Below are 19111 nucleotides of genomic sequence, written 5' to 3'. Positions count from 1 at the left end.
AGCTAGAAATCCCCCGGCGCGCATTGCAGGCAGGTCAGCCCTTCGGCCCGCCAGAAATCCACCACCGCCTGGCGGTCGTCGATCACCAGCCAGGGCTGATAACCATCCTCGCGGATGCGCTGCAACAGGCGCTTTTTTACCACTTCATCAGCAAGATGATCTTCGTCGTCCGGCCGCAGATAGAGCGCATCAAAGGGGATACTGTGCTGCTCCAGCCATGTCTGCGTGTAGTGCTGATAACTGGCCGGGCGTCCGCTGCAAATAACGATTTTTTGCTGCTGAGCGCTGAGGATGCCAACAAGACGGGCTACCGCCACCCCTGGCAGCGCCTGCGCCATATGTTCAAAAAACGGCAGCCACTGCTTCTCTTCGCCCAGTACCCACTGACGCACAGCTTCTGCATCAAATTCGGCGAGCGTGCCGTCAATATCGACGATCACGCACTCTTCATACGACATAACGTTCCTCCAGCGGGACGATTTCCCATTCGCCAGCCCGCAGGCCTGGCATGATCCACATCGGTACAACATTTCCCATCCGTTCGCCGTACGGCGTACCGGTGGCATAAAGATTAATGACCCGGAAGATCCCGGAATGCGCCACCAGCAACGGCGTATCGTGGGCGGTAAGCAGAAGGTTCAGCGCGCTGGTGACGCGATCGCAAAACGCCTGCCAGGATTCGCCGTGCGGCGGCGTCTGTTCATAGGGCGGTTGCGAGGTAATGGGCATCCCTTCCAGGTCACCCCAGTCCCGCTCCCGCAGATCGTCGACCAGGGTCAGGGGCTGGCCCGGCAGCGCCAGTTCAGCGGTACGACGAGCGCGCAGCAACGGGCTGACGGCAATGCAACTCCAGCGCTGGCGCATCAGCAGCGCCGAGGCGGCACGCGCCTGTTCTTCGCCGCGCGCGGTCAGCGGCACATCGCTGCGCCCCCCGATCCGCTGTGCAAGATTAAGCGGTGTCTCGCCGTGGCGCACCAGCACAAACGGCTTACAGATTAATGACATACTTCCCTCTCAATGGTGCTGTCGGTGATGATGGTGCAGCCCAGCGCCTGCTGCCAGCGCGGCACATCGTCCAGAGGCGTAAACAGCGGAGCCAGCGCATGACAGCCGAGCATCATCACCAGGCGTTGCAGACAGCGCCGCGTCGGGTGGACGTTCCAGCGGCAAAAGTCCACCTCGCCGCTCTGCCACTGCTGGCGGGCGCGCGGGTTCATGTGGCCGGTAAAAAGGGTGCGATGATAAAAATCCGGCTGCGCGCGTAATGCCCCGGCCATGCCGGTTTGTCCGTCAGGATCGGCGGCGAGGATCAGCGGCGCGGTCACGGAAAACGGCGGCAGTTGCTGGCGCAGCGCGCGTAAGCCTGCCTGCACGCCGGTCTGTAAACTACCGTCATCGTACTCTGCCATCGCCGTCAGCATCGCCCGGCAGTCGTCGTCCAGCGCCATTGCCAGCCGTCCGGCCTGCGCTTCAAGCAGCGCGATTTCCACCGCGCGACCTGACGGCGGCACCGGGCATAAAGTCGGCTGACGCAGATACGCGGCAATGTGCGCGCGCTGCTGCGATTGCGGCGTGTCATACAATCCGTAAGAGGCATCCACCAGCGCAATCTCTGCGCGCGGCGGGGGATCGAAGCGAAACAGCGCCGACTCCATACTGATATCGCCGCTGTAAAACAGACCGCCCGGCACATCGAAATGAAACCAGACGCCGCCATAGGCATGGCCGCAACTGCCGGTAGTCACGGTGAGATCGCCAAGCCGGAACTGACCACGTACCGCAATCACCTGAACAGAGCGGTGCGCGGGCAGCGAGCGGGCCGTCACCGCGCTACAGTAAACCGGAACGTGCGGCGGCAGACGGCATAGCCCGGCGATATGATCAATGTGATCGTGGCTCAGCAATACCGCATCCAGATTATCCGGCACCGCCCAGTCGTCGCTCTCTGTATCAAGCGCCCCGCCCGCATCCAGCAAAATGCGCTGCGACGGCGTGCTGAGTAAAATGGCGGCGGGCGCTTTCTGGTTGAGTCCGCTGATGATCTCGATGCGAAAGTTCACGCGGCCTCCAGACGCCAGCCCTGATGCAGCCGCACCGCCACCGCCTGCTGTACATCCAGCGGCGAATGGTGAAACGCGCTCAGCTGCTGACCGTCCGCCAGACGCAGCGCCAGTAGATAACGCTCGCCCTGATAAATGCAGCTCTCCACTTCGGCATGCAGGCCATCCTGCGCCACTTCGACATGCTCGGGGCGCACCAGCACCTGCTGACACTGCCCCGCGGCCCCGGCGCTTAATGCCCGGTGTAATTCGCCGCCGTTAAGCTGGCGGTCATCAGCCTGTGCCCTGACGTCCAGCACGCTGCCTTTGCCGATAAAACGCGCCACCCAGGCGCTGTGCGGATGCTGATACAGCCCCTGCGGCGTGCCCCACTGCATCAGCTCCCCTTTATGCATCACCGCGATATGGCTTGCCAGCGCCATCGCTTCGGCCTGATCGTGCGTCACATAGACAAAGGTCGCGCCGGTACGGCGATGAAATTCACGGAACGTCTGCTCCATGGTGGCGCGCAGATGCCGGTCGAGGTTAGCCAGTGGCTCATCAAGCAGCACCACCTGCGGCTCCGACACCAGACAGCGCGCCAGCGCCACCCGCTGCCGCTGCCCGCCGCTTAACGCCTGCGGGGAACGGTCGGCGTACGCGCCCAGCTCCACCACTTCCAGCGCCGCCATCACCTGTTTCTGTCGCGCCGCGCCCTGCACTTTTTTCAGCTTTAACGGATAGCCCACGTTTTCCGCCACCGTCATGTGCGGCCACAGGGCATAGGACTGAAACACCATCCCCATGTTGCGCACCTCCGGCGGCAGATGGATTTTTTCATCCGCCAGCAGGCGATCGCCGAGCCATAACCGCCCGTGGCTCAGATGCTCAAGCCCGGCCAGAATACGCAGCGTCGTGGTTTTTCCACAGCCGCTCGGCCCGAGCAACGCCGTAAACGCGCCCTGCGGAATAGTAAGGTTCAGATCACAAACCACGCTCTGTTCGCCGAAGGTTTTGCCAAGCCCCTCCAGTTTCAGTTCTGCCACGGGATAACTCCTTTGGGAAGATAGCGACCCAGGCCGCTTAATAACAACATCACACAGGTCACCAGCGCCACCACCAGCACCGACACCGCCGACGCCAGCACTTTATTGCCGCTCTCATCGAGGTTGAAAATCACCACGCCGATGGTCTCCTTGCCTGCGCTCCACAGCAGCGCCGAAACGGTGAGTTCATTCACTGCGGTGAGAAAAACCAGTAGCGCGCCGGCAAAGGCGGCCGGGGCCAGCAACGGCAGCACAATATGGCGCAGACGCTGGGAAAAATTCGCGCCGGCGAGACTGGCGGCCTCTTCCATCGCCGGATCCAGTTGCAGCATGCTGTTATGCACCGGTTTCAGGCAGACGGTGAGAAAGCGCGCCAGATAGGCGATAAAGATGATCATCAGCGTACCGCTGAGGCTGACGTTAAGCAGCGGCAGCGGGCGCGAGAACAGCAGAATAATGGCGATCGCCAGCACCACGCCCGGCAGGGTGTAGGGAATATCGATAGCGTTTTGCAGCCAGCGCAGCGGGCGACTGGCGTAGCGCACCAGCAGCCAGGCCAGCGGCAGGGCGATCAGCATCAGCAGCAGCGCGGCGGAAACCGACAGCACCATACTGTTGGTGAGCGCGCGCCAGGTGGCGCTCTGGTTATCGAACATCGCATGCCAGGCGGCGAACGTCAGGGTTTGGCTATTGAGCGGTACGCCGAGAGTCGGCACCAGTGAGGTGGCGATCAGCGCCAGCAGCGGCAGCAGCAAAATGGCGAACAGCACCACCGCCAGCAGCGATTCCGTCGCCAGCCGCCATTTACCCAGCTGGAAATCCAGCGACCGCCCCGCCATGCCGATCAGCGGCAGCGCGTGGCGTCGCTGCATCACGCCCTGCAAGGACACAATGCCAATCGCCAGCACGCCCATCAGCACCGACAGCGCCGCCACGTCACTGAGCATCGACGGGCCGAAGCTGGAGAGCGTCTGGTAAATCTGGATCGGCAGTACGAAATACGAGATGGGAATACCGAGCATCGCCGGAATGCCGAAGTTGCCGAGCGCGGAAACAAAGGCAATCGCCGCCCCCGCCCACAGCGCGGTGCGGCACAGCGGCAGCACAATATCGACGAATACGCGCCACAGCGACGCGCCGTTCAGCCGCGCGGCCTCGATCTGCTCTTTCGGCAGACACTGCAACTGGGTGCGCAGCGCCAGAAAGACCAGCGGCGCATGCTGGATCCCCAGCAGCAGGGCAATACCTTCGGCGGAATAGAGCGGATTCGGGCTGCCGAACGACGGCGCAAGGCCAATGCTGTTCAGCAGAATGCTGCCGGGACCAAAAAGTTGCAGCCAGCTGAGCGCCGTCACCTGCGGCGGGATCATCATCGGCAGCATAAACAGGAACACCCACATCTGTTTCAGGCGGATGTTGGTCAGCGCCAGACAAAAGGCGAACAGACTGCCCAGCAGCAGCGACAATAGCGTGCCAAGCCCGCTGGTATAGAGGCTGTTATACAGCGCCGTCCAGGTTGATGGATTGCTCAGCACGCGGCCTAAACTGCTGTTGCTGCCCTGCTGCCAGTCCAGCAGCGCGGCCATTAACAGACGCAGGCTGGGCAACAGGCTCAGCAGCGCCACAATGCATAACAATAACCACAGCAGCCCTTTCGGCGGGCCGCTGCTGGTCGGTTGACGAAGGGTCATGATGCTCATCGGTTATTTGCTGCCAAACAGATCGCTGAAGCGTTTTTTGTTCGGCTCCGCGTCGGCCAGCGCTCTGGCGGCATCGAACGGCATCAGTTTGATGCTGTCGCGCGGCGGGAAACCGGCGGGTACCGGCAGGCTGGCGTCCGCAGGCAGATAGCCCTGTTGCAGTACCAGCCGCTGCCCCGCGTCGGAGAGAACGAAATCAATAAAGGCGTGCGCCGCCTGCGGGTTTTTGGCGCTCTTCATCACCGCCACCGGCTCGGTGACCATGCTGACGCCTTCCGACGGGAAGACGAAATCAATAGGCGCGCCTTTTGCTTTCTCGCGGATCGCCATGTAATCCACCAGCACGCCATAGGCTTTGTTGCCGGAGGTGATGGCGCTCATCACCGCCCCGTTACCGCTCTGCGGCATCGCGCCGTTGGCTTTCAGTTTTTCGTAATAGGCCCAGCCCAGCTGCGGGGTGTTCATCAATGCGGCCATATGGATTTGCGCCGCGCCGGAGTAAAGCGGGCTGGGCAGCGTGGTCATATTTTTCAGCTCCGGCTTCAGCAGATCCTGCCAGGATGAGGGTTTGACTGGCGCTTTGGTGTGATAAGCGATGCCGGTAGTGATGAGTTTGGTGCCGTAGTAAAAGCCCGCTTTATCATACAGCTGCGCGTCATAGCGACTGGCTTCCGGGGAGTGATAGGCCGCCAGCAAATCCTGCTGCTTTAGGGATTCCATGGTTACACTGTCAGCGATGAGCAGCACATCCGGCGCGTCGCCGCCTGCCGCCATCTCCGCCTGTAAGCGCGCGGTCAGTTTGGTGGTTCCGTCGCGGATCCATTTCACTTCAATATCCGGGTGCGCTTTCTCAAACGCATTGACCGTCATTTGCGCGTCTTCACTCGGCTGGCTGGTGTAGAGCGTGAGCGTGCTTTTTGCCAGTGCCTGTCCGCTCAGTGTTGCCAGTACAACGGCCGCCAGCGCTAATTTTTTACTCATTTCCGTTTCCCCTCGGTTTTCGTTGTGATGATTAAAACAGGCCAATCTGACAAAAATATGACCATCTCCTTTCGTAGTAATATTTTCATATTGGCGCGGTAACCTTGTGGGAAATCGTATTGAAGGAAAGTGAGATGACTCCAGAAATCCGCCGGACTGCCATCGTTGAACTGGTCACCGGGCGCGGCGAAATCAGCATTGAACAGCTGGCCCACTACTTTGGCGTATCGCTGCAAACGGTACGCAGCGATTTGCGCACGCTCACCTCGCAGGGTTTGCTGCTGCGCCGTCACGGTGTGGTCGCCCCTTTCGCGCGCGAAAATATTGGTTATCAGCAGCGGGAGATTGTGAATATCAGCGGTAAGCGCTGGATCGGCGAGCGCACTGCGCAACTGCTGAGTCGCTGGCAAAGCTGTTTTCTCGGCACCGGCACGACGGTGGAAATGGTGGCCCATGCGCTGCCCGCTGATTCCCGTCTGGCGGTGTTCACCAATAATCTGCACGCCGCGTTGCCGCTCAGTCAGCGGGAACACTGCGCGCTGACGATTGCCGGGGGGCGAATTCGTAAGCGTGATTTAGATGTGATCGGCGGCGATGCGCTGGCCTTTTTTAGCCGCTACCGGGTGGATATGGGCGTGGTATCCGTTGGCGGACTCAGTGACGCGGGGGAGCTGTTCGATTTTAACGATGATGAGGTGGCCGCGCGTCATGCGCTGGTGGCGAGCGCGGCGTTAACCGTGCTGGTGGTGGACAGCAGTAAGTTTGGCCGCACCGCCGTCTGCCAGAACGGCAGCCTGTCAGACTTCGATTTTGTGGTCAGCGACCGACCGCCGACGCCGCGGCAATCGGCCCTCATTACCCGGGGAGCCACGCAATGGCTGTGTCGGGAATAACCCCTTTCCCTGGCGGGAAAGGGGAATTTCTTAGCGTTTCATCTGCGAAAGAATATTACTGCACTGGTTTTCCTGACCTTCCGACGGGGAGATCAGCGCCAGCAGCGCGGCGGCTGGCGTCACCAGCGTGGCCAGCGCGGCGGCGACCGCACCACGGGCGATCAGCGGGCCCGGCTTCACGCCCGCCTGCGGATCCTTGAACGAGCCACGCACGTACAGCGGCGAGCGCAGCGTGACGATACGTATGCCCTTACTTTCCGGATTGATGGTCAGATCCAGCTGTTCAGACGCCATGCTGGCGGTGCCGGTAACGTTGATAATGGCGTTTTCCGTATCGAAGGCGAAAATACTCGGGCGCGCCACGCCGTTAACCAGATCCATGTTCGCCGCCGCACAGTTCACCCGCACTTCGTCGTCGCCAAAGATCTGCCCGACAATAAAGTTACCGACGTTCAGCCCGAGAATTTCCATCAGGTTGCGGCTGATGACGCCGTCGTTCATCAGCAGCTTGAGATTACCGTTGCTGGTGCCGAGCAGCGCGGCGATGGAGTTGCCGGTGCCGCGGAATTCCGCGTCGCCGTTCATCTCGCCAATGGTTTTCTGCATCAGCTCCACATCCGGCATCAGCTCTTTCAGCTTCAGACGACGCGCCTGAATATCCGCCCGTCCCTGCATCGGCTTTTTATCGCCTTCCAGGTGGATATTGGAATTGATGGTGCCGCCCGCCATGCCGAACTTCAGCGGCTGCAAACGCAGATCGGCGTTTTTAAGGATGATATGCGTGGAAAGATCGCTCAATGGCAGCGAACTGCCGTGCTCAATGCGACGCCCTTTGAAGCGCACATCGGCGTCCATCACGTCCCACTTGTCGGTTTCGAAGCGGTCATAGGGCAGCACTTTGCCCGCCGGCTGGTTAGTTTTCTCGCCTTTTTTCTCTTCCGAGCGTTTTGACTGCTCTGCGCCTTTACCGGTATCCACCCCGATCAGCGGCCCCAGATCCGCCAGACGCAGCTGGCGGGATTCCAGATCGCCTTCCAGTTTCGGACGCGGTTTGCCGGTGGTGTAAGTCAGCGAGCCGTGAATGTCGCTGTCGCCGATGCGACCATTAAAGTTGCGATAATCGTAAACCGAGGTTTTTTCAGCGTCGATTTTTGCCACCAGACGACCATCGGTTTCAAACGGTGGGGTGTCCGGCAGCAGGACGCCGGTGAGATCGTACAGCTCGCCCAGGGAATCCCCGGCGAATTTCAGTTTCAGATCGACGCCGCCCATTTTCATCGGATCGCTCACCGTACCGACAAAAGCCACGCGGGTATTGCCGGAACGGAAATCCGCCTGCACCGGGAACGGCGTGCCTTCGCTTTTCAGCGCCAGCATACCGCCGATCTTACCGTTGCCGGTCAGCGGCTGTCCGTTGTAGCGTCCTTTGGCCTTCAGGCCGAACACGTAGTCGCCGACTTTGGCGTTTTTGTCTTTATCCGATCCGGTGACTTCACTGAAAGGCAGCGGTTTGCCCAGCGGATCGACAAGGATCTCAATGTCCGCGCGACTGACCTTATCGTCAATATCAATGCGGCCACGATCGAAAAGAATGTTGTCCAGCTGGAATGACCACGACGATGGCTGCGCGTTTTCATCTTTTGGCTTGTCGTCGCTGGCAAGATTGAAGGTCCAGTTATTGTTTTTTTCCGAAAGGCGGATCAGCCTCGCGTCCGGCTGCTGGAATTTGATCCACGGCAGGTAAACGGTTTTGGTGAGCAGCGCCAGCGGCGCGAGCGTCGCTTCAACGCGCGGCAAATGCACCATGGTGACAGCAGGAATATCAGGGGGGTTGCCGAGTACCACGTCTTCCGCGTGCACATGCGGCCAGGGGATCCAGCTGCGCCAGCCGGTTTCCTGTTTCTGGCGCTCCCACACCACGCCAAGATCGCCGCGAATGGCAAAGGGACGGTTCAGCTCCGTTGATACTTTTTCGTTAATGGTGGGCTTGAGCCGGTTCCAGTCAAATGTCGCAATAATGATGATCGCAATGACGATCAACAATACGAGGGTTCCAATGACGGCGGTTATAATTTTGCCTGTTTTAGTCATTCCTGCTTCCTTCCTGTCTTTTCCTGCCTCTTTTAAAGATAGCTGAGGCTGACAAAAAGGGCAGAATGACTGCGTAATCAGCGGGATATTACCGCCAGCATCACAGGGCCAGGATCACACGATGCAGATTTTCCAGTGGAACCGGACGGGAGAGGAAATAGCCCTGCGCCGCTGCCGCAGGGGAGGCCTGTACGTCGCGCCACTCTTCCAGCGTTTCAATACCTTCCACGATCACGCCCTGACAATAGTGGTTCATCAGTTGCAGCAACTGCGTGAACAGGTTACGGCCTTCCGGCGTCTGACGCAGCATGATGAACAGATCGCGGGCGACTTTAATGTAGTCGTAACGCACTTCGCTCAGCGCCGAGAAGTTCGCCATGCCGGTGCCGAAATCATCCAGCCACAGCGGGCAAATCTCACAGATCGCCGCAAAGGAGACGTCGTCCGGCAGGCGGATATGCTCCACCAGCTCGAAACGCAGCCACGGCAGCGTGTTAATCAGATCGATCAAGGATTCATGCTGGCGCATCGCCAGCAGCGTCGGCCCGTCGACGTTCACCGATGCCAGAATGCCGTGCCGCATAAAAAAATCATGCTGACGGGCAAGCAGCGTGATCTGCTCCTCCACCACGTCAACACGCTGACGCACCGCCACTTCCGCGAAGTAACGATCCGGCGCAATGCGTTGTGTGGGATCGGATGGATGCGTGACGATGGTCAGGACCTCAATCGCCATCAGATGGCCATCGGTTTTGTAGATCGGCTGATAAGTATAAGCACGTTCGCACTGCAACCAGTACCGTCGCTCCTGCAAGCTTTCAATGCTTGCCTCCGGAATGTTTAGCCGCTGGATAACCTGCTTTAACTTCATTATCAGTCTGTCCTGTTGATTGAGTGAGTGGCCTGTCGGAACTCGTCCTTGAGTTATCGGCGGGGAGGGACAGAACTTTATGTTCACTTAAAAGGCAATATGGAAAATCAGGCAGCAGAATCTGCACGTTATACGCGCCAGCTCAAAAAATTTATGGAACGTTGTTTTAATATGATTGACCATGAAACACCCGCAACGCAAACTACTGTCCATCACTCCGATTCAGGTTACGACTATGTCCAGGAAAATTGCCGTCATTGGCGAATGCATGATTGAACTGTCACAAAAAGGCTCCGAAGTTAACCGTGGCTTTGGTGGCGATACCTTAAATACTTCGGTTTATATCGCCCGCCAGGTCGCTCCGGAAGCGCTGACGGTGCACTACGTTACCGCCCTCGGCACGGACAATTTCAGCCAGCAGATGCTGGACGCCTGGCAGAGTGAAAAGGTGGATACGGATCTGACGCAGCGCATGGAAAACCGCCTGCCGGGTCTTTATTACATCGAAACCGACAGCACCGGCGAACGCACCTTCTATTACTGGCGTAACGAAGCGGCGGCAAAATTCTGGCTGGAAAGCGAACAGTCTGCCGCCATCTGCGAAGAGCTGGCAACCTTTGATTACCTGTATCTGAGCGGTATCAGCCTTGCCATCTTAAGCCCGGCCAGCCGTGACAAACTGCTGTCGTTGCTGCGTGAATGCCGCGCCAACGGCGGTAAAGTGATTTTCGATAACAACTATCGTCCGCGCCTGTGGGCCAGCAAAGAAGAAACGCAGCAGGTGTACCAGCAGATGCTGGAGTGCACCGACATCGCCTTCCTGACGCTGGATGATGAAGACGCCCTGTGGGGACAGCAGCCGGTTGAGGACGTCATCGCCCGTACCCATGCGGCGGGTGTGTCGGAAGTGGTGGTGAAACGAGGTGCAGAGTCCTGCCTGGTGTCGGTCGCCGGTGAAGCGGTGATTGACGTACCTGCGGTGAAACTGCCAAAAGAGAAAGTGATTGATACCACCGCGGCGGGCGATTCGTTCAGCGCAGGCTATCTGGCGGTACGTCTGACGGGCGGCGATGCGGAAGCTGCCGCCAGACGCGGGCATCTGACGGCCAGTACGGTGATCCAGTATCGCGGCGCGATTATTCCGCGCGAGGCGATGCCGCAGTAAAAATAAATCCCCTCTCCCCTGGGGAGAGGGTTATTTCTAGCGCTGGGCCGGTGGAATATCCGACACGTCCTGATGCGTATCGTCATTCACCGGGACAGGCGCATGGGTGGCGGGAGACATAATGTTTTCCCAGGTGGCCTGCAAATCCTTCATATTGACCTCCTGCTCACCCTTAGGTTGCAGCAGTATCAATGCCATTTCCTGTGATAACTGCTGGCGCAGATCCTGATTCAGCATTTCCAGCGTCAGGCTGTTCAGGAAATCCTGACGCAGCTTCTGATACTGTTCCGGCGCGATATCCACCACCTGATTTTGCAGCGAACGCATACGCTGGCTGATCAGCACATCGGTATCGGTGCGGGCATAGGTCGCGAACAGTTTTTGCAGCTCCAGATTCTTCTGCGCCACCAGCGCGTTGAACTCTTCCTGCGCCAGACCGTTATCGCGCACTTTCGCCAGCTCCCGGGCGATAGCGCCAAGATTGCTGTTCAGCTTGTCATTCGGGGATTCGACGTTGATCGCGCACTGGGCGCGCTGGAACAGTACCCGGCAGTCAAAGCCGAGGCCAATGTCTTTGGCGTTGTTTTTGCTGAGCGTCTGCTGCACATGCCAGAACAAGGCTTCGCGGGCTAAATCGGCGCGCCAGTAGCGCAACAGCACGGCGGATTCGCGGATTGGCTGCCAGGCGGTGTCCCACATAATGGAGAGTCGATCCTGGCGCACCGCGTCGCTCATAATGCTTACGGATTCACGCGGTAACGGCGATAAGGTCGGTACCGGCGCCGGGGTACTGCGCTTGCCCTTCAGCTCGCCGAAAGTTTTATTGATTTGTTCGGAAACGGCGCGGCTGTCGATATTGCCCACCACGATCAGCGTCATGGCGTCCGGGGTATACCACTTCTGGTAGAACGATTTCACCTGTTCGGTATCCACCGGCTGCCTGAGCGGGTCGGCGGGATCGTGGCCCAGCAAAGGCGAGCCCTTCAGACGGTAGCGCCACCAGCTGTCTTTCGTATCCTGCGGCCAGGTCGCCACCATGTCCTGGCTGGCGAGAGCGTGGTTAACGGTTTCCGGGGTGATGGTGAGTTTGCCTGCGGTATCCGCCAGATAAGCCAGCGACTCTTTCAGCAGATCGTTACGGTTATTCGGCAGGCTCAGGTTAAACATCGTGTATTCGTAAGAAACTATCGCGGGCGGTAGCGGGCGTTTGGGATCGATGCCCTGCTGCCACAGGGAACGCGCCTGGGCAGGCTCAAGGCCGCCGCTGTGCGTCAGCGCAATACGGGGAATAAAATGGCTGAAGCCGCTCTGCTGGGTGCTTTCAGTAAGGGAGCCGGTATTAATTAACAGGCGAATTTCGATACGATCGCTGGGGCGCTGGGGCGTGGACAACACCTGCCACTGAAAACCGTTTGCCAGCGTTCCCTGTTGCCAGGCCGGGTCGGGCTGGAGCGCATCTGCCTGCACATGACTGGCGGCAACCATCATCAGCAAGCCGCCAGTGAAGAGTCGAATTTTTGTGCCCTGCATGTGAACCCCTGATCAACATTCCTGGTTAAATGACCGCCTCATTGCCGGGCAGTCTAAGAGATGACGACTAAACACTTCGTGTTAGACAGCGTAAAAAGCGAAACGTCACGCCGGGAAGTGAAATTTTGGGTAATTATGCGCAGGAGCCCGCCGCCCCACAAGGGACGACAGGTCTAAGTGGCGAAATTATGAGGAGATTTCTTGCGATTTGCCGTCCGGCGCACGCTTATTGAGCACATCCGTCAGCTGTTTTTCATCAAGCTGTTTAACCCATTTTGCCACCACCACAGTGGCCACGCCGTTACCCACCAGGTTGGTCAGCGCACGGGCTTCAGACATAAAGCGGTCGATGCCGAGGATCAACGCCAGCCCGGCTACCGGTAAATGCCCGACCGCCGAAATGGTTGCCGCCAGCACGATAAAGCCGCTGCCCGTGACTCCCGCCGCGCCTTTCGACGACAGCAGCAGCACCACCAGCAGGGTGATCTGATGGAAAATATCCATATGGCTGTTCGTCGCCTGGGCGATAAATACCGCCGCCATGGTCAGATAAATAGAGGTGCCGTCGAGGTTAAAGGAATAGCCCGTCGGGATAACCAGCCCCACCACCGACTTTTTGCAGCCCAGCTTTTCCATTTTATCCAGCATACGCGGCAGCACCGATTCTGACGACGAGGTGCCGAGCACGATCAGCAATTCTTCGCGGATATAGCGGATAAACTTGAAAATGCTGAAGCCCGTGGCGCGGGCAATAGAGCCGAGCACCAACACCACAAACAGGATACAGGTGATATAGAAGCAGGCGATAAGCTGGCCCAGCTGCACCAGCGTACCGACCCCGTATTTACCGATGGTAAAGGCCATCGCGCCAAAAGCCCCAATGGGTGCCAGACGCATGATCATATTGATGATGCCGAAAATGACCTGCGAGAAGCTTTCGATCACGTTGAAAATCAGCTGACCTTTGTGGCCCAGACGGTGCAGCGCAAAACCAAACAGCACTGCGAACAGCAGCACCTGGAGGATATTGCCGCTGGCGAACGCGCCTATAACGCTGCCGGGAATAATATCAAGAAGGAAGGGGATGATGCCCTGCTGCTGCGCCTGTTCGGCATAGACCGCCACCGCTTTAGCATCAAGGGACGCCGGATCGACGTTCATGCCCGCGCCAGGCTGTACCACGTTAACGATAATCAGGCCAATAATCAGCGCCACTGTGCTGACGATTTCGAAGTACAGCAGCGCCACCGCGCCGGTACGGCCAACCGCCTTCATGCTTTCCATGCCAGCGATGCCGGTGACCACCGTACAGAAGATGACGGGAGCGATGATCATTTTAATCAGTTTTACGAAGGCATCGCCAAAGGGCTTCATTTGCGCGCCGATTTCCGGATAAAAATGGCCGAGCAAAATACCGATGGCGATGGCGGTCAGGACCTGAAAATAGAGGCTTTTAAACAGTGAGGTTTTCATAGGGTGTCCTTGAAGTAAAAACCACAGGCCTTGTAGGGTTTAGGTTTGCCTGCGGCTTTAAAATAACACCCGATAAACATGACAGAAATAAACTTACTTCAAATTTGAAACAATAATGTTAAGAAATTTGAGCTGACTCGCACAAGTGTAAAACAGACTATTCTTTTTCATCTTCCGGCGAGGCGGAAAAATAGCGCGCCTCAAAGGCGTCCGGCGGCATAGCGCGGGCGAATAAAAATCCCTGCGCCATGGTCACGCCAGCGGCGGCAAGCCACTCGCGCTGAGCGTCGGTTTCCACGCCTTCGGCAATGATCTCCAGATCCAGGCTGTTCGCCATATGGATAATCGCCGACACCATACTGTTATCGTCCGGCAGCCCTTCCACAAAGGTTTTATCCACCTTCAGCAGATCCACCGGCAGCGATTTCATATGGTGCAGCTGACGCAGGCCCGCGTAGCCCATCCCAAAATCATCCAGCGCGATACGCACTCCGGCGTTACGCAGCGGGCGTAAAATCCCCACCGCCGTCTGCGGATCGTCGATACGGCGGCTTTCGGTCACTTCCAGGATGAGCGTACCCGGCGCAATACGATAGCGGCTTAACAGCGCCAGCAGATCCGGCACCATCGCGTGATGCATCAGTTGCAGCGCCGACAGGTTCACCGACAGCGGAAGCATAATACCGCGCCCCTGCCAGGCCGCCAGCTGGCGACAGGCCGCTTCCAGCACCCGGTAACCGACAGTCACCATCAGACCGGTATTTTCGATATGCTCGATAAGCCCTTCCGGCAGCGTCCAGCTGCCGTCCGGCTGGCGCACGCGCAGCAGCGCTTCCGCCCCCAGCAGGGTACCGGTCGCCAGATTTACCTGCGGTTGCAGCCAGATGGTGTACTGGTGATTATCCAGTGCGGTAAGAATCGCTTTATGCGCCGATCCGGCGACCGGATAGCGCGCGTCGTCGTGATGCGGCAAGGCCAGCTGCTGGTGGCGGTTATAGCTGCGCACCAGCATGCCGATTTCATCATCATGGTGATGACGCGGCAGCGCCAGTTGATGCCCCGGCAGCTCGTGCTGGGGCAGATCGTTAAGTTCGCGGGCGATACGGCGCAGCGGATGAACGATCAGACGGTTAATACACCAGGTGATAGCCACGGTGATCATCAGCGTCAGCAGTAAGTAAGCCGTCACAAACGTCGACAGCGCGCTCATTACGAATTTATACATGCGGTACGAATCCGCCTGTAGCACCAGATATGCCAGCGGCTGCGGATTCGCCGGACGTTGCAGGGAATAAATAGGCAGGGAAATCTGTACCGGCAGTTCAAACAAACGGGTAATGGTCACCGGCACCGGGCGTTCAGGAATAAAGCGCATGCGCAGCGCCTGGAACTGGTTGGGCAGCACCACGTCGGCACGGCTGACCACGCCCGCAGGCTGAATGCCTTTCAGGATGGTTTCCGCGTCAACAATATCGCCTTTCAGAATGGCGGATGAGAGTGGCTCGCGCACCGAACGGGCAATGCTTTCAAGCTGCGTCGCGGTGTTGTAGCGGTTTTGCTGTACAAAATGAAAGAGCAAAATGACGCAAAAAATGAACACAAACAGCATAGAGACGGCTGACACCATCGCCATTTGTTTTATGGTTAATGAACGGCTGACGCGCAAATTGTTTCTCCGGAATACCCTTAACACGAAAAGTAACCTGCTGTTACCTTACCGCCGCCAGAGTATACCCTATAGCGGCATCATTAAGAGACTGTCCGGGGGATATAAGATAATTCTAGATTCCCGTTACCAGTCAGCGTAAGGCATCAGCGGTTGCGGCGGCATATCCATATCGCCCTGCCAGCCCGCATCGGAGTAGCGAACAAAGATCATCCCATGACTGGGGGTATAATCTTTCGCCTGCTGAATATCAATACCTGCGCCTATTGACCATTTCGATGAAATACGGCGTTCCACCAGCGCATGGGCCGTATACCCGAAGCCCTGGCTGCTGCCGCCTTCGCTACCCTCATCGCGGGCATCCTGCCGGAATTCTGCCGGGATGAGATTTAAGCGCGGATAACTGGCCTGCGCTTTGGTGCGTGAGTGGGACCAGGAACCCGATCCGCCCAGCTCCCATGACCAGTTTTCCGTGCGTTTGCGCCAGGTCACCGGCACCGCAAAAGAGACGTACTCCTGCGGGCTGTAATAACCGCCCTGACCCAGCGTATAACCGCTCAGATCTTTGTCGTAATGCCAGATCATATTGTTCAGGCCGACGGTCATGCGCTCATTGTCTTTATTGATAAGCTTGTAGTAATAGCCCGTCATCCAGCGCACGCGCCAGTTATCCTCGACGTTTTTGCCGTTCAGAGTGTCCGCATTCAGACTTGCCCACACGCCGTGGGCTTCGCCGCGATCGTAACTCATACTGACGCCACCGCCGCTGGCCCGCACGCCGCCCCAGGTTTTCCCGGTGCCGCCCCGGTTATTATCTTCATCGTCCGGATCGTATTGATAACCTCTGGCGTCCTTCTGTCCGCCAAAGGCCAGCAATGAGCTGGAGATCGGGCGGCGATGCAGGTTCAGGGTATAACCGACTGGCCCCAAATCGCTGCTGTAACTCAGCCCGCCCACCACATCAACGACATTAAACCCCATCGGCGTGGTGCCGATGTCCATGTCCCAGGTGTCATTACGCCAGCCAACCGCGACGCTTACGCCCCTGTCGCTCTGTTTTTTATCGATATTGTCACAGCCCAACTCGCCGCAGGTACCCCAGTTAGGATCATACAGGCCGTCGCTGTTCTTGCTGAAAGAACCGGCATCCATATCGATGACATCGGTGCGGAAGAACATGCGTCCGTCGGCTAACGGCGCGTCGGCCTGCAACATAGTGGTGTGCATTTTCAGATCGGAATAACCGCCCGTCCCGTCTGAGCGGCCATAATCATGATCCAGGGTGACGTTCACGTCCTGCTGGCGATACAGCTCTGCCGCATCGCTGCGCACCCCGCGCTTAAGCCAGTCATCTTTTTCATCGCTGCGCGTCAGACGGGTAAAGGTGTCGTTATCCTGCGGACGTGCCGCGGCGATCCCGGCGGCGACCATCGCATCTTTATAACCTTCCAGCGCCTGCTGCGGTTCACCCGTCGCCTGCGAAAGCCGGGCGGCATCACGTAGTACCAGCGCGCTGTCCTGCGACGGCGGCTGGGATTTTGCCTGGGGCACCAGTCTGGCGAAGGTCTGCTGCGCCTCACGGGTATTCCCCAGTCGAGCCTCAACCAGCGCCAGACGCCGCTCGGTATTCATGGATAATGGCTGCGTGGCTGACGGGGAAATTTTCGCCAGCTGCGCGCGGGCTTCCATCGGGTTTTGCTGCGCCACGGCCACTTCCGCCAGGCTCAGACGGGCATCCAGATTATCCGGCTCTTTTGCCAGCACTGCATTATACAAGGCGCTGGCGGCAGGGTAATCGCCGCGCTGCTGCGCCCAGTCGGCCAGGGTTAAATCAATGGGCGTGGAAGCGGGCTGCGCCTTCAGCAGATCTATCGCCGCCGGTTCATTGCCGCTGTCGCGCAGTTGATTAGCGCGGGCCAGCAGTTGATTGCGTTGCAAGCGATCCGCCAGCTCCTGAATATTGGGCGTCCACTGGCTTTTCGGCAGCGTGTTGAGGTGCGCCAGCGCCGCCATGCCCTGATCTTCATTGCCGGAGAGATACAGGCCATAAGCGTAAACCTGTTCGGCGTCGTTCGGTTTTTTCGCCGCCAGATCGCGCATCTGCGCATCGCCCTGGGCGCGCTGCCCGGCGTTACGCAAATCGCTCGCCAGCCGGTAGGTGATCCACACGCTGCCCGGATCCAGCGCCAGGCGCTGACGCTGCACCTCAGCGGCCTGCGCCCAGTCGCTGCGGTTTTCCAGCGCTTCGGCCTGCTGCGCCAGACGGTCGCCCGTCATGCTGCGTTCAATGTCGTCAATGCTGCGCCGCTGGCGGGCATTCAGCGTCTGAATAAAGGCCTCAGCGCGCTCGGGCGACTGTGCCCGGTAAAGGTTCGCCAGCCCGCGTACCGCGTTACTGTTCTCGCTGTCCATCCGCAGCGCCTGCTGATAGTAGCGCTCGGCGCTGTCAGTCTCTTTTCTTGCCAGCGCAGCATCGCCCAGCCCCAGCACCGCGTAGCTGTCGGTGTTATCCACCTGCTGCGCCTGCTGATAAAAGCGCGTCGCCTGGGCCGGATTATTCGCTTTCAGCGCCGCGTCCCCCTGCTGGATCAGCAGCCAGTAGCGGTTGGTCTGCAACAGACTGTCCCATTTACTGCGGTTGCTGCTTTGCGGCGCCAGCGCAATGGCTTTTTCCAGCTGCTCTACCGCGCGGGCACGATCGCCTTTCTGGGAGTATGCCTGACCCAGCGCGCCAGTGGCTTCGCCGTCGCTCGCGTCGGCGCTGACCGCCTGTTGCAGAGCGGCAATGGCGTTGCCGCCCTGCCCGGCATCCACCGCCGCCAGCCCCTGAGCACGGGCGCGAAATGCCGGATCCGCCAGCTTCTGCTGCTGTTCGGCCAGCTGTTGACGCGCCATATCGACGTTATCGCCCTCGCTGAACTGCGCCAGAAAACGTTGCAGCGCCTGTACGCTGGCGTCGCTGACGGGCAGATCTTTGATTTGCTGATACCAGATAGCGGCGGCGGCATTGCGGCTGGTGCCGGATTTCGCCATTTGCTGAAGTACCGCATAGCCTTCATCCGGGCGATTGCTGGCAAACAGCAATTGCGCGAGGGCGTTTTGCAGCTCGCCATCTCCCGGACGCCGCGCGTTAAGCGCTTTTAACTGATTGATGGCTTCATTGCGCCGGGCGGGGACTTTCGCTACCAACACCCAGTATTCCCGCGCAATATCGCCGGTGGGCGGATGGCCGTTAAACAGCTTATCGTAAGCAGCCAGCGCCTCCTGGGTATGGCCGGTGGTGCCCTGCAAACGCGCTTCCTGCAACGCCTGTCGCCCTTCCGGGCTGGAGAGCGTCATGATATTGCGGGAATCGCGCAGCGCGCCGGAGTCCGGCGCCAGTTCCTGTAGCCTGTCGAGCTGTTTTTGCGCGCCCGCGGTGTCGCCCTGGCGCAGCAAATAACGGAAGCGCGCGGCGATAACGTCCGGGTTTGCCGGATCGATCAGCTCCAGCCGGTAGAGCGACTGGCGCACCAGATCTTCCCGTTTTGTCGCCTCCCCCAGTTGCACCTGTTCCAGCAGTTGCTGTTGCGCATCCGGCGCGGCATGCACAAGCGGCATCGCCGAGAGGCCGAGCGATAAGGCGATAAAACGTAGCGTTAACCTGCGCATGACGG

At 58.8% G+C, this 19111-nt stretch carries 14 protein-coding genes; 2 read left to right on the top strand and 12 right to left on the bottom strand.

Features of this window, described 5'->3' with window-relative positions; genetic code table 11:
- Positions 1–2: 2 nt before the first annotated feature.
- The 6 genes from ACQUTD_RS20185 to ACQUTD_RS20160 are packed head-to-tail and all read right to left on the bottom strand — an operon-like array spanning position 3 to position 5766.
- Positions 3–458 carry a phosphatase domain-containing protein gene (locus tag ACQUTD_RS20185; RefSeq protein WP_072571490.1) on the bottom strand — a complete coding sequence of 152 codons (456 nt, stop codon included), beginning with the start codon at positions 456–458 and terminating at the stop codon, positions 3–5.
- The gene (locus ACQUTD_RS20180) at positions 448–1005 is read right to left on the bottom strand and encodes a histidine phosphatase family protein (RefSeq protein WP_473277240.1); all 558 of its coding nucleotides are present in this window, start codon (positions 1003–1005) and stop codon (positions 448–450) included. Before ACQUTD_RS20180 ends, ACQUTD_RS20185 begins: the two co-directional genes overlap by 11 nt.
- Entirely contained in the window at positions 996–2060 is a 1065-nt protein-coding gene (locus ACQUTD_RS20175; protein ID WP_473277241.1) for an MBL fold metallo-hydrolase, read from the bottom strand. The genes ACQUTD_RS20180 and ACQUTD_RS20175 overlap by 10 nt, the downstream gene beginning before the upstream one ends.
- Positions 2057–3085, bottom strand: coding sequence for an ATP-binding cassette domain-containing protein (locus tag ACQUTD_RS20170; protein ID WP_473277242.1), 1029 nt, complete (start codon positions 3083–3085; stop codon positions 2057–2059). Before ACQUTD_RS20170 ends, ACQUTD_RS20175 begins: the two co-directional genes overlap by 4 nt.
- Positions 3073–4776, bottom strand: a complete 1704-nt coding sequence (locus ACQUTD_RS20165) for an ABC transporter permease (protein ID WP_072571515.1) — start codon at positions 4774–4776, stop codon at positions 3073–3075. Before ACQUTD_RS20165 ends, ACQUTD_RS20170 begins: the two co-directional genes overlap by 13 nt.
- Before the next feature lie 12 nt (positions 4777–4788).
- Complete coding sequence (locus tag ACQUTD_RS20160) at positions 4789–5766, bottom strand: ABC transporter substrate-binding protein (protein WP_318364761.1); 978 nt, start codon at positions 5764–5766, stop codon at positions 4789–4791.
- Positions 5767–5900: 134 nt separating this feature from the next.
- Here ACQUTD_RS20160 and ACQUTD_RS20155 point away from each other — a divergent pair, with 134 nt between their 5' ends.
- Positions 5901–6659, top strand: coding sequence for a DeoR/GlpR family DNA-binding transcription regulator (locus ACQUTD_RS20155; RefSeq protein ID WP_318364760.1), 759 nt, complete (start codon positions 5901–5903; stop codon positions 6657–6659).
- Between the two features lie 30 nt (positions 6660–6689).
- Here ACQUTD_RS20155 and ACQUTD_RS20150 read toward each other — a convergent pair whose 3' ends face one another.
- Positions 6690–8750 (bottom strand): AsmA family protein, encoded by a 2061-nt coding sequence (locus tag ACQUTD_RS20150; RefSeq protein WP_473277243.1) that lies wholly within the window; start codon positions 8748–8750, stop codon positions 6690–6692.
- A gap of 100 nt (positions 8751–8850) precedes the next feature.
- Complete coding sequence (pdeH, locus tag ACQUTD_RS20145) at positions 8851–9621, bottom strand: cyclic-guanylate-specific phosphodiesterase (RefSeq protein ID WP_072571483.1); 771 nt, start codon at positions 9619–9621, stop codon at positions 8851–8853.
- A 235-nt stretch (positions 9622–9856) separates the two neighbouring features.
- On the opposite strand from pdeH, the gene kdgK reads away from it, so the two are divergent.
- Positions 9857–10786, top strand: a complete 930-nt coding sequence (gene kdgK, locus ACQUTD_RS20140; RefSeq protein ID WP_318373365.1) for a 2-dehydro-3-deoxygluconokinase — start codon at positions 9857–9859, stop codon at positions 10784–10786.
- Positions 10787–10822: 36 nt separating this feature from the next.
- Here the strand turns inward: kdgK and ACQUTD_RS20135 are convergent, their stop codons facing one another.
- The 4 genes from ACQUTD_RS20135 to bcsC all read right to left on the bottom strand — a co-directional run bounded on the left by ACQUTD_RS20135 (position 10823) and on the right by bcsC (position 19106).
- Complete coding sequence (locus ACQUTD_RS20135) at positions 10823–12316, bottom strand: insulinase family protein (RefSeq protein WP_473277244.1); 1494 nt, start codon at positions 12314–12316, stop codon at positions 10823–10825.
- 186 nt (positions 12317–12502) lie between these two features.
- Entirely contained in the window at positions 12503–13789 is a 1287-nt protein-coding gene (locus ACQUTD_RS20130) for a C4-dicarboxylate transporter DctA (protein WP_473277245.1), read from the bottom strand.
- Positions 13790–13946: 157 nt separating this feature from the next.
- Entirely contained in the window at positions 13947–15455 is a 1509-nt protein-coding gene (locus ACQUTD_RS20125; protein ID WP_083580995.1) for an EAL domain-containing protein, read from the bottom strand.
- Positions 15456–15581: 126 nt separating this feature from the next.
- Positions 15582–19106, bottom strand: a complete 3525-nt coding sequence (gene bcsC, locus ACQUTD_RS20120; RefSeq protein WP_473277246.1) for a cellulose synthase complex outer membrane protein BcsC — start codon at positions 19104–19106, stop codon at positions 15582–15584.
- Positions 19107–19111 lie beyond the last annotated feature (5 nt).

The sequence above is a fragment of the Enterobacter sp. K510 genome (assembly GCF_055804875.1).
This window is presented reverse-complemented; position numbering and strand designations above follow the sequence as displayed.